Genomic DNA, 9,701 nt, shown 5'->3' with positions numbered 1-9,701 from the left:
AAAAGCCCTATCACATTTACGAAACTTTGTTCAGTTTTCAAAGGACCACTGTGTCCAAAAGACAACTTTAACAGTATATCTTATGGCTTTTTGCTTGTCAAATTAAAATGTCATGAAATGAATAATTATTCGTCTTCCAAGCATTTGGCAGCGAAGCGCCATGCGCTTGCCGTTTTGACAACAACAAGTATCTTACCAGCTCTAGCCCGCAATCGTCAACCAAAAATCGCATAAATCTAAGGTAAATAAAAAATCCGAACGAGGAATAATTATGAACCATCCCCGTTCGGATTTCAATTGGCTGGTCAGCCATTATTGGCTTACCGGCACCTTGCCCAGCTTGATTTGACAGTCAGGGCATAAGCCATAGACCTCAAGATGGTGGCCATCCACCAAAAAGCCGGTTTTTTTAGCGGCCACTGCTTCGACGTCCGTCAACTGATCATAGCTGAAGTCGACAATTTTGCCGCAATTGCGACAAATCACATGGTAGTGCGGCTCTAACGCGAAATCAAAATGCGTCGCGGGGTCGCCGACATTCATTTCTTCAATCAGATGCAGATCGGCCAACAACTTGAGGTTGTTATACACCGTAGCGACACTCATATGAGGAAACTCTGGCGACAAGGCGGCGAAAATCATTTCCGCTGTCGGGTGAGCTTCGCTGGCAATCAAATACTTAATGATTGCGTCGCGCTGTGGCGTCACCCTAATTTTGTTTGCTCGCAGGCGAGCGATAGTTTGATGATAGACTGTTTCTTGAATTTTTCATCACCTACATTAGAATAGTTCTTCCTAAGCTTAGAATACGCTAAACCCCAACCACTTGCAAATAGGAAGTGAACACTTGGGCCAAAAAAAGAATCTGGCGGTATGCTTACCCCAGATTCTTCACGAATCAATTTTCAGCGCTCTTACTTATTACTACTGGAACTAGCAGCAGTGCTACTACTAGATGAACTGCTGGTGCTACTGCTCTCACTGCTACTAGAGCTCCCGTCGGCGTTCGTCTGTAGCTCTGGCGCGTCGGTCACGTATAGATCAAGCAGCGACTTGCCATTATTTTTCGCCTGCAAGCTGGTGCCACTCTTTTGGGCCGCCTTCAGCTGCTCTTGGGCTTTCTTCAGGTTGTAACTGTAGTCCGCCTTATTAACTTTCTTAAACCCAGCCGGCGTGTAGAATCTTAGCAAGTCACCATTGATGACCCGATCCGATAAGGACAGTTCCGTTGTCACCCGGTTGGTGGCGGTGTTGATCACCTGCTTTTGCGCCTTGGTGAGGTTCTCCAGCCGCTCCCCAGAGGTGGTATTAAAGTACTCACTGCCCACCTTGGTGATGGTCGGGGTGACCCAATCCCCATTACGGAAGGCCACGGTCTGGTCGTGCTCCGGTGAGAGCAGGTCATTGCCCATCATGACATAATTCGACGTATCGATACCGAGCAAGTGCAGCAACGTCGGTAGCACATCGATTTCCCCACCATAAGTGTGGTCAATGCCGCCTTTCAGTCCATCCATGTGAATCATGAACGGCACCCGCTGGTACATAGCGTTGTTGTAATCATTGAAGCCTTCAATCCCGGTCAGTTTGGCCATGGCCTTCTTATGGTTATCTGAAATCCCATAGTGGTCACCATAGAAGACCACCATTGAGGTTTTATCGAGGCCGGTCTTTTGCAGCCAGCTCATGAATTCACCGATGGATTGATCCAGGTACTTGGCCGTTTGAACGTAGCCATCCACCGTCTTGTCACCGGTATCGGTTTTGCTGATGGTTTGGTTCTTCTTATCCAAAGTGTATGGGAAATGGTTCGTGACGGTGATGAGCTTCATGTAAAACGGCTGCGGAAGCTGCTGGGCATATTCCGCCGAATCCTTCATGAAGATCTTGTCTTTGATCCCGTAGCCGACATCATAATCCTTCACTTTCGGGAAATAGCTCTTCGAGAAGAAGTAATCGTAACCCCACGACTTATACGTGTTATCACGATTCCAGTAGCTAGGCACATCCCCATGCGCGACCGCGCTGGTGTAGCCGCCTTGCTGGGCTAAAATGGCCGGCGCCGCCTGGAAAGTGTTCGAGGTACCGTCGATTTGCATCGCGGAGCCTTCCTGCAAGCCAAACAGCGAGGTTTCCAGCATCAGTTCGGCATCAGAAGTCTTCCCTTGGCCAACCTGGTTAAAGAAGTTGTCGAAACTGAGGGTATTGTTTTCGTGGTAAATTTTATTCAGGTTCGGCGTCACTTCTTGGCCGTCCCACTTAAAGTCAATCATGAACTGCTGCAAGGACTCCAAGTGAATCACAAAAACATTCTTGCCTTTGGCGGTGCCATAGTAATTCACATTCTTGGCTACTTGATGATTTTTGACGTAAGCCAAAACGGAATCAAGATCACTGGCCTTCGCGTTGGCCTTTTCCGCTGAGGTCTGCGCGGTTTTGACCCCATCCACCACGGTATAGGCATTCAGGCCTAAGTATTTCACGATGTAGTTGTTGTCGAACATCCGGGTCAACAAACCCGAGCGATCGGAATATGCCATGGACAGGTTCGCACCGAACATGAACACGGCCAGCACCGTCACGCCCAAAGCAAACCGCTTTTTGATGGGTTTGATGCTGACCTTGACCACGCGCGTGGCCAGCAAAATCACCAAGATCGCCACGTCCAAGAACACGAGCCAGTCGCTCGGCTGCATAATCCCGGCCACCCCGGTCCCCAGGTTATTGGCAATGGTGCCGGAATTGCGAATCAAAGCAAAGGTCATGAAGTCTGAAAATTCACGATAGTAAAGGACGTTAGCAAACAGCCAAATTGACGTCAACAGATCCACAATCAACATCAACACATAGGACTTGCGCCCGCTCACGTACAAAGCCAGCCCGAACAGGAGAATCGTGGTCGGGAGTGGATTGAGGGCTAGCAGCAGTTGCTGCATCCCGCCCTTAACGCCCAGGTTGAATTTGGTGTTATACGCCCAATAGGTTTTCGCCCAAAACAGCCCCACGGCGAGCAGGAAAAATCCTAGCCGGGAATTGAAAAACCCCTGAATTTTACTGCCGATTTGCTTCATACTGATCCTCCAACTACTAATTACACATATTAACGTCATCTAAACACAATCGTAAGTCTACACAAATGGCTTAGAAAAGACAATTTTAAGCCCCAGTTTTGACCGGGGTTTAAGCACATCTTAAAGGTAATAAAAAAGACCACACCCTCAAGGTGCAGCCTCGGCGCAGAACGCATTAGTCTTCTGAATCGTCGAGCAGATCGTAAATCTCCATTGCGGCCAGGTCGATGTCATCAAATTCGAATTGCTGATGGCTGACAACTTCTTCCAAAGTGTAAGTCTCAGTCTTCGGGTCAAAGGTGACTTCACCTTTTTCGACGCCGTCTTTTTCAAACCGGCGGGATTGAACTTCGTCATCTGCGCCTTCTTGCATGGCTTCCAAGCGTTTGATAATCGCAACTAACTGTGAGCTTTTCATGAAGCGGCCCCTTTCTTGTTCTGTGATAGCGTACCATAGAATCCGCGTGTGTGACGATGAAATTACGCGGATGGCTCATTTTTTTCCGGCGGCAAGGTTTGCGCCATGCGCCCAGGCGTGACGCCAAGGGCCAAACCGCCCATTAGCATCCCCAGGTAATAAGTCAAAAACCGCCAGAGCAGCATGGTCAGCACCAGCTGCGATGGTACCGGCACGTAAGCGGCAAATAAGGTTTTAAAGCTATATTCAGCCCCGCCGGTCCCACCAGGAATCGGAAACAGCGACACAATCATCACAATCATCACATGCAAAAGCATGACTTCAATCAGACTCAGGTGGGCCAAGCCGAAGCTTCGGAGGACGAAATACGGCACCGAATAATACAGCAGCAACTGGACGAAGGTGAGCAGTGCCGCTTTATAGACTTTGCCACGGTTTTGCTTGAGATGCAGGCTTTCAGCGTAAAAGCTATCGATTTTTTGATCCATGGTGCGCTGCCACTGCTGCTGACGTGCCGGTTTGACGAACACGCCGGCGAGCTTGATCAACAGCGCCACCATTTTCTTGGTGAACTTGTACTGATACATCACCAAAAGCAAGCCAACAATCACCGCGATATGAATGACGAAGGCAAACACAATCAGCAGCGCCAGCGGCCCAAAGCGGGTGGCCAGTTGGTGAAAGCCAAACACCAAGGTGATGACAAAATTCAGCAGCACCATGAACTGGTACACCACGAACTTCATCAACAGCACCGAACTGGCCCGGCCGGCTTCGACCCCAGCTTGCATCAGCGCCACCAGCTGCGCGGGTTGGCCACCTGAGGCAAACGGCGTGATATTGTTAAACAGCTGCTCGACCAGCGGCACGCGAAACGCCGCTTTGAAGCTCAAGCGCTCGCCTTCGTGCTCGACAAACATCCGCACGACAAAGCTTTCCACCACCCAGGAGCCAATCATCACCGCCAGCGCCGCCGCTAGCCACCATAAGTTCAGCGACATGAGCGTATGCCACACTACCTGCAGGTTCAGATTACGCATTTCAAACGCAAAAATCCCCAGACCAAGTAGCACCATCACCGCTGCCGCAATTTTATTAGTGCGACTCATGCTGCGCCTCACCTAAAGCGGCTTGCTTAAGGTAAAAGCGATGCCACACGCGGGCCAGCCGCGCTTCGGAATATTCTGCCGCCGCCTGCTGAGCCTTTTCGGTGTACGTTTGCCGCAAGCTGGCGTCAGCTTGCAACTGGCGCAACTTGGTATTCATGGCATCGCCGTCTTTGGCCATCACCGCATACGGTTCGATAATCTGATCATATAGCGCCAAATCACGCACCATCACTGGTGTTTCCGTCGAGAAGGCTTCCAGCACTGACATCGGAAACAGCTCCTCAAAAGAAGGCAGTAAGAAGACATCGGCGATATTGTAGTAATCCACCATTTCTTCCCGCGGCACAATCCCAGTGAAGGTCAAATTGGCCGGCGCATTTTCCACCTCACCTTTGAGATGATCATAGCCATTGGTAATCATGCCAAATGAAAACCCGCCAGCCCAAATGAAGGTCATCCCCGGATTGCGTTTGGCCAACCGGATAAAATCATCCACGCCTTTGCGATCTTGCACCTGGCCGGCGCCGAACACCACGAACCGATCCTGCGGTACCCCATGCTTTTGCCGCAGCATCTGTTTTTCCTCCGCCGTGGCCGGATAGAAGGTTTCCCGCGACACAAAATTAGGAATGTAGGTCACCTTGCGGGGATCAATGCCATACGCCGCTAGCTTGGGGATAAAGTTCGGGTTCACCACCACGAGACTATCCATCCGCTTGTAATAAGCTACGGTGTAATGGTCCAAAGTCCAGCGTGCCACCCCTGGCAGGCGCAAGCTCTGATCCAACGTATCAGGGAGAAAGTGAACAAAGCCAATTTTGCGGCCGCGGCGCTTGCTGAAGGTGGACGCATAGAACTTCGGATCAATCGTATGATAATGGCTAATTTGACTCGCAGAATAATCGTTGATCTTAACGTTGAATTCCGTCGGGAAATACTTCTTCAGTAAGGCGACCAGTTCGGTATACACCGCGCCGACCCCTTGCCCTGCGACTTTATCCGCAGAGGAAAACATGTGAATGTCGAGCATAACTATCCTTTCAAGGTCGAATCGTCAAGCGCCTCATCGCGCAGCGTTTGCTCATCTTGGAAGCGGCGAGTGGCGTCTTGGTACACTTTCAGCACGCGATCGCCAAACAAATCCGCAGAAATGGCACGTAGCTTCACTTCACGCGGCGCCGGATCATCGAAAGCCTGCGGGTGCTTGAGATAATTAACCACTTGATGCACCAGCTCGGACTGAGCCGTGAAGGTCGTGCCAATGGCCGGATCATCCAACAAAGAATTGGTATATTCCCCTGCAAAAGCCACCACTTTGCGACCTGCTGCCAGTGCCTCGATATAAGTTAAGCCTTGCGACTCCGAATCGCTAGCCGAAACAAAAATATCTGCGGCGCGGTAGTAATCCGGCACCTCACTGTGGTCCACTTCGCCAATGAAACGGACGTGATCTTGCATCTGCAGCTCGCGGGTCTGTTTTTCCAAATCCTCCCGCGCCGGACCATCCCCCACCACCAGCAGCACCACCTCTGGGCAAGCTTCAACAATGGCCGGCATGGCGTCAATCACCTTGTCGATGCGCTTTTCATAAGCCACGCGCGACAGCGACAGTAGCACTGGCACATTGGCGAGACCCAATTGCTCCCGTAACTGCGGATTTTTAGCCGCTTTAAACTGGGTCAAGTCGACGCCGGTCGGAATGACTGTGATGGGCTGCTTCACGCCGTAGCGCTGCAAGCTTTCTTCCGCACGGTCCGAAGGGGTGATTACCGCGGTGACATGGTACAAATACGCCCGCATAAACTGTTTCACATGGTAAGGCCGCAGCAAGTGGCCATTCATGATGTAATGCAGGTAACTTTCATACATCGTGTGATAAGTATGGACGGTCGGCACTTTGAGCTGCCGGGCCACGAATTTGCCGATATACCCCATTGAGAACTCAGTTTGGGTATGGACAATATCCAAATTCAACTCCTTGGCCACATGGTAGGCATGAAACATACCACGCACCGCCACGCGCCGATCAGTGAAAGACACGAATGGCACGCTAGTAAAACGAAACACGTTGGGCTCCACCGCGTCATCCGGCACATGTGGATCCGTCGTCGTGAAGATATAAACGGAGTTGCCTTTCCGCTCTAAGTCATCTTTGAGCGTTTTGATCGAGGTCGCGACGCCACTGACCTGCGGAAAATAGGTATCCGTAAAAATGCCAATATTCATCTAACTGCCTCCAAACGCTAGCTCTTGGTTTCCAGTATACGACAACGCGGCCCCATTTCAATTTTCACGCTATCAATATTCCTATTTTAACAGAAACCTTACTGAAACCGCTCGACCTAAAGACTGAAATTTACATAACAGAACTGTCACCTCAATTTTGGCCAAAAAAAGAACGGTCGCTTGAACCGCTCTTCCATCGGTTTATTTCAGCCACTTACCAGTCTCCTGGCCATACCGCTGCATCAGCACACTGGCGCGACCATTCATCGCCCAGCCGGTGATGGCCAGCAGAATCAGTCCAATCCCCCATCTGATCATCATGGCATCGCCTTCTCGCGGATTATGCCGCTTTTACCTGACTCGTTTTGCGCCGTCAGCCGTCAAAGCTTTCTGGTGTCGTTATTATCAGCAGCATCTCGGTATTCTGCAAGTTTCTTGCCTCGCTACTGCTACGATTTAAGCATAAGCGTCAGGCGTAAAGATTAAGCGACCAAGGCGTAAAAAATTCGCGGCGATTATGTAAAAGTTAGGATTGAGTTGAGGCCGCTGCACTCGCCTTGAAGCAGAGCTTGAGTTTTCCGCTCACCATCGTCAGCATTTTGGCACAAAAAAAGACCCTTATTCAGGGTCGATATACCGGCGATCGGGGTCGAACCGATACTCCATTGCTGGAACCAGATTTTGAGTCTGGCGCGTCTGCCAATTCCGCCACGCCGGCATAAAGGATATTCAATTATCTCTTGGCAACCATCCAAGAAAGGCGGTGATCGGATTTGAACCGACGCATATAGGTTTTGCAGACCTTTGCCTTACCACTTGGCTACACCGCCAGGAGTGCTTTTTACAGCAATTGGGGTAGCTGGATTCGAACCAGCGCATGACGGAGTCAAAGTCCGTTGCCTTACCACTTGGCTATACCCCAGTAAAGGGCGGTATGTGGGAATCGAACCCACGTATGCTGGATCCACAAACCAGTGTGTTAACCACTTCACCAATACCGCCATACCATTAAAAGCAGGGATAGTAGGAATTGAACCCACACTGACGGTTTTGGAGACCGTAGTTCTACCTTTAAACTATATCCCTATAAATGGAGGATCTAGGATTCGAACCTAGGAACCCGAAGGAACGGATTTACAGTCCGTCGCGTTTAGCCTCTTCGCTAATCCTCCATAAAATGGCGCGGGACGGAATCGAACCGCCGACACATGGAGCTTCAATCCATTGCTCTACCAACTGAGCTACCGAGCCATTAACGGTTCCAACGAGACTCGAACTCGTGATCTCCTGCGTGACAGGCAGGCGTCCTAACCAACTAGACCATGGAACCAACAATATTCAATTGTAATTGCGGGAGCTGGATTTGAACCAACGACCTCCGGGTTATGAGCCCGACGAGCTACCAGACTGCTCTATCCCGCGATAATGTGAAAAGGAGAATGAGGGATTCGAACCCTCGCGTGGTTTGACCCACCTAACGGTTTTCAAGACCGTCCCCTTCAGCCACTTGGGTAATTCTCCATAGCCTTATCGCTACTGACCCGTACGGGATTTGAACCCATGTTACCGCCGTGAAAGGGCGGTGTCTTAACCACTTGACCAACGGGCCATACATACGGAGAAGGAGGGATTTGAACCCTCGCGCCAGTTTCCCGACCTACACCCTTAGCAGGGGCGCCTCTTCAGCCACTTGAGTACTTCTCCATATTAAATGTTCAATTGTTGCAGCAAGCTTTTGCCGCAATGGGCCTAAATGGACTTGAACCATCGACCTCACGCTTATCAGGCGTGCGCTCTAACCAGCTGAGCTATAGGCCCAAATTATCGATCCAGCGGGTGACGAGAATCGAACTCGCGACAACAGCTTGGAAGGCTGTGGTTTTACCACTAAACTACACCCGCATGCCGTCACAATGGCGCGGGACAGAATCGAACTGCCGACACATGGAGCTTCAATCCATTGCTCTACCAACTGAGCTACCGAGCCGACACCGGTTCCAACGAGACTCGAACTCGTGATCTCCTGCGTGACAGGCAGGCGTCCTAACCAACTAGACCATGGAACCAATTGCGGGAGCTGGATTTGAACCAACGACCTCCGGGTTATGAGCCCGACGAGCTACCAGACTGCTCTATCCCGCGATAACGGTATGTTTATTAAATTAATGGGCCCGAGGCAAATGCCCCATGGACCTTGTAGGACTCGAACCTACGACCGAACGGTTATGAGCCGTCTGCTCTAACCAACTGAGCTAAAGGTCCAGGTCGATCGCGGCGGGGGGGATCGAACCCTCGACCTCCCGGGTATGAACCGGACGCTCTAGCCAGCTGAGCTACACCGCGAAATAAATCGTAGGCATCACTGCCCAATCGGGAAAACAGGATTCGAACCTGCGACCCCCTGGTCCCAAACCAGGTGCTCTACCAAGCTGAGCTATTTCCCGATAATGCACCCAGTAGGAGTCGAACCTACAACCTTCTGATTCGTAGTCAGACACTCTATCCAATTGCGCTATGGGTGCATATTTAGATGTTGTTGCATCGCTGCAACAAGCGGAAGACGGGATTCGAACCCGCGACCTCCACCATGGCAAGGTGGCGTTCTACCACTGAACTACTTCCGCATAGAACTGGATGAACCTTTTGGTTCAATGGAGGATACAGGGCTCGAACCTGTGACCCTCTGCTTGTAAGGCAGACGCTCTCCCAACTGAGCTAATCCTCCATAAAAGCGCGGCAGCTTCCTACCCTCGCAGGCAGTCACCCACCAACTACTCTCGGCGTAGAGAAGCTTAACTTCTGTGTTCGGCATGGGAACAGGTGTATCCTTCTCGCTATCGCCACCGCACTTCATATTCAATTGAGGGCTTTGCGCTC

7 protein-coding genes, 23 tRNA genes and 1 rRNA gene are annotated in these 9,701 nt (G+C 50.9%); 1 reads left to right on the top strand and 30 read right to left on the bottom strand.

What is annotated here, in order from left to right:
* A partial coding sequence (locus EKM90_RS13100; RefSeq protein ID WP_225422876.1) for a hypothetical protein occupies window positions 1-234 on the top strand: 234 nt, incomplete at its 5' end.
* 78 nt (window positions 235-312) lie between these two features.
* On the opposite strand, the gene EKM90_RS12215 is transcribed toward EKM90_RS13100, so the two are convergent.
* The 30 genes from EKM90_RS12215 to rrf all read right to left on the bottom strand — a co-directional run bounded on the left by EKM90_RS12215 (window position 313) and on the right by rrf (window position 9,672).
* Entirely contained in the window at window positions 313-765 is a 453-nt protein-coding gene (locus tag EKM90_RS12215) for a Fur family transcriptional regulator (RefSeq protein WP_125583006.1), read from the bottom strand.
* A 149-nt stretch (window positions 766-914) separates the two neighbouring features.
* A complete protein-coding gene (locus EKM90_RS12210; RefSeq protein ID WP_125583004.1) occupies window positions 915-3,071 on the bottom strand; it encodes an LTA synthase family protein in 2,157 nt (718 codons plus the stop codon).
* Window positions 3,072-3,246: 175 nt separating this feature from the next.
* A complete protein-coding gene (locus EKM90_RS12205; RefSeq protein WP_125583002.1) occupies window positions 3,247-3,489 on the bottom strand; it encodes a YkuJ family protein in 243 nt (80 codons plus the stop codon).
* Between the two features lie 62 nt (window positions 3,490-3,551).
* On the bottom strand, window positions 3,552-4,598 hold the full coding sequence (locus EKM90_RS12200) for a lysylphosphatidylglycerol synthase transmembrane domain-containing protein (RefSeq protein WP_125583000.1): 1,047 nt from the start codon (window positions 4,596-4,598) through the stop codon (window positions 3,552-3,554).
* Window positions 4,585-5,628, bottom strand: a complete 1,044-nt coding sequence (locus EKM90_RS12195) for a glycosyltransferase family 4 protein (protein ID WP_125582998.1) — start codon at window positions 5,626-5,628, stop codon at window positions 4,585-4,587. Before EKM90_RS12195 ends, EKM90_RS12200 begins: the two co-directional genes overlap by 14 nt.
* Before the next feature lie 2 nt (window positions 5,629-5,630).
* Window positions 5,631-6,824 carry a glycosyltransferase family 4 protein gene (locus tag EKM90_RS12190; protein WP_125582996.1) on the bottom strand — a complete coding sequence of 398 codons (1,194 nt, stop codon included), beginning with the start codon at window positions 6,822-6,824 and terminating at the stop codon, window positions 5,631-5,633.
* Window positions 6,825-7,458: 634 nt separating this feature from the next.
* Window positions 7,459-7,542, bottom strand: a tRNA-Leu gene (locus EKM90_RS12185).
* Between the two features lie 40 nt (window positions 7,543-7,582).
* Window positions 7,583-7,654: transfer RNA gene (locus tag EKM90_RS12180), tRNA-Cys, on the bottom strand.
* Between the two features lie 20 nt (window positions 7,655-7,674).
* Window positions 7,675-7,746, bottom strand: a tRNA-Gln gene (locus EKM90_RS12175).
* A 6-nt stretch (window positions 7,747-7,752) separates the two neighbouring features.
* A tRNA-His gene (locus EKM90_RS12170) sits at window positions 7,753-7,825 on the bottom strand.
* Window positions 7,826-7,839: 14 nt separating this feature from the next.
* A tRNA-Trp gene (locus EKM90_RS12165) sits at window positions 7,840-7,910 on the bottom strand.
* Between the two features lie 5 nt (window positions 7,911-7,915).
* A tRNA-Tyr gene (locus EKM90_RS12160) sits at window positions 7,916-7,996 on the bottom strand.
* Window positions 7,997-8,002: 6 nt separating this feature from the next.
* Window positions 8,003-8,075, bottom strand: a tRNA-Phe gene (locus EKM90_RS12155).
* A gap of 5 nt (window positions 8,076-8,080) precedes the next feature.
* Window positions 8,081-8,154, bottom strand: a tRNA-Asp gene (locus EKM90_RS12150).
* Between the two features lie 18 nt (window positions 8,155-8,172).
* Window positions 8,173-8,246, bottom strand: a tRNA-Met gene (locus EKM90_RS12145).
* An 11-nt stretch (window positions 8,247-8,257) separates the two neighbouring features.
* A tRNA-Ser gene (locus EKM90_RS12140) sits at window positions 8,258-8,345 on the bottom strand.
* Between the two features lie 16 nt (window positions 8,346-8,361).
* A tRNA-Glu gene (locus EKM90_RS12135) sits at window positions 8,362-8,433 on the bottom strand.
* A 7-nt stretch (window positions 8,434-8,440) separates the two neighbouring features.
* A tRNA-Ser gene (locus EKM90_RS12130) sits at window positions 8,441-8,528 on the bottom strand.
* A 40-nt stretch (window positions 8,529-8,568) separates the two neighbouring features.
* Window positions 8,569-8,642 (bottom strand) — tRNA-Ile (locus EKM90_RS12125).
* 13 nt (window positions 8,643-8,655) lie between these two features.
* A tRNA-Gly gene (locus tag EKM90_RS12120) sits at window positions 8,656-8,726 on the bottom strand.
* Between the two features lie 12 nt (window positions 8,727-8,738).
* Window positions 8,739-8,811: transfer RNA gene (locus EKM90_RS12115), tRNA-Phe, on the bottom strand.
* Between the two features lie 5 nt (window positions 8,812-8,816).
* A tRNA-Asp gene (locus EKM90_RS12110) sits at window positions 8,817-8,890 on the bottom strand.
* Between the two features lie 2 nt (window positions 8,891-8,892).
* Window positions 8,893-8,966 (bottom strand) — tRNA-Met (locus tag EKM90_RS12105).
* 46 nt (window positions 8,967-9,012) lie between these two features.
* Window positions 9,013-9,086: transfer RNA gene (locus tag EKM90_RS12100), tRNA-Ile, on the bottom strand.
* 7 nt (window positions 9,087-9,093) lie between these two features.
* A tRNA-Met gene (locus EKM90_RS12095) sits at window positions 9,094-9,167 on the bottom strand.
* Window positions 9,168-9,194: 27 nt separating this feature from the next.
* Window positions 9,195-9,268, bottom strand: a tRNA-Pro gene (locus EKM90_RS12090).
* Between the two features lie 4 nt (window positions 9,269-9,272).
* Window positions 9,273-9,346: transfer RNA gene (locus EKM90_RS12085), tRNA-Arg, on the bottom strand.
* Between the two features lie 30 nt (window positions 9,347-9,376).
* Window positions 9,377-9,448: transfer RNA gene (locus tag EKM90_RS12080), tRNA-Gly, on the bottom strand.
* A gap of 28 nt (window positions 9,449-9,476) precedes the next feature.
* Window positions 9,477-9,549: transfer RNA gene (locus EKM90_RS12075), tRNA-Val, on the bottom strand.
* Between the two features lie 6 nt (window positions 9,550-9,555).
* Window positions 9,556-9,672: ribosomal RNA gene (gene rrf, locus EKM90_RS12070) — 5S ribosomal RNA — on the bottom strand.
* Window positions 9,673-9,701: the final 29 nt, after the last annotated feature.

It is taken from the genome of Lacticaseibacillus suibinensis, from assembly GCF_003946175.1.
GTDB lineage: Bacteria > Bacillota > Bacilli > Lactobacillales > Lactobacillaceae > Lacticaseibacillus > Lacticaseibacillus suibinensis.
Note: the sequence above shows the minus strand (reverse complement) of the source record. Positions and strands in the feature narration are given on the sequence as shown.

Excerpts from the sequence above, each read along its gene's own strand:
- EKM90_RS12210 (WP_125583004.1), bottom strand. The coding sequence starts at position 3,071 with ATGAAGCAAATCGGCAGTAAAATTCAGGGGTTTTTCAATTCCCGGCTA.
- EKM90_RS12205 (WP_125583002.1), bottom strand. The coding sequence starts at position 3,489 with ATGAAAAGCTCACAGTTAGTTGCGATTATCAAACGCTTGGAAGCCATG.
- EKM90_RS12200 (WP_125583000.1), bottom strand. The coding sequence starts at position 4,598 with ATGAGTCGCACTAATAAAATTGCGGCAGCGGTGATGGTGCTACTTGGT.
- EKM90_RS12195 (WP_125582998.1), bottom strand. The coding sequence starts at position 5,628 with ATGCTCGACATTCACATGTTTTCCTCTGCGGATAAAGTCGCAGGGCAA.
- EKM90_RS12190 (WP_125582996.1), bottom strand. The coding sequence starts at position 6,824 with ATGAATATTGGCATTTTTACGGATACCTATTTTCCGCAGGTCAGTGGC.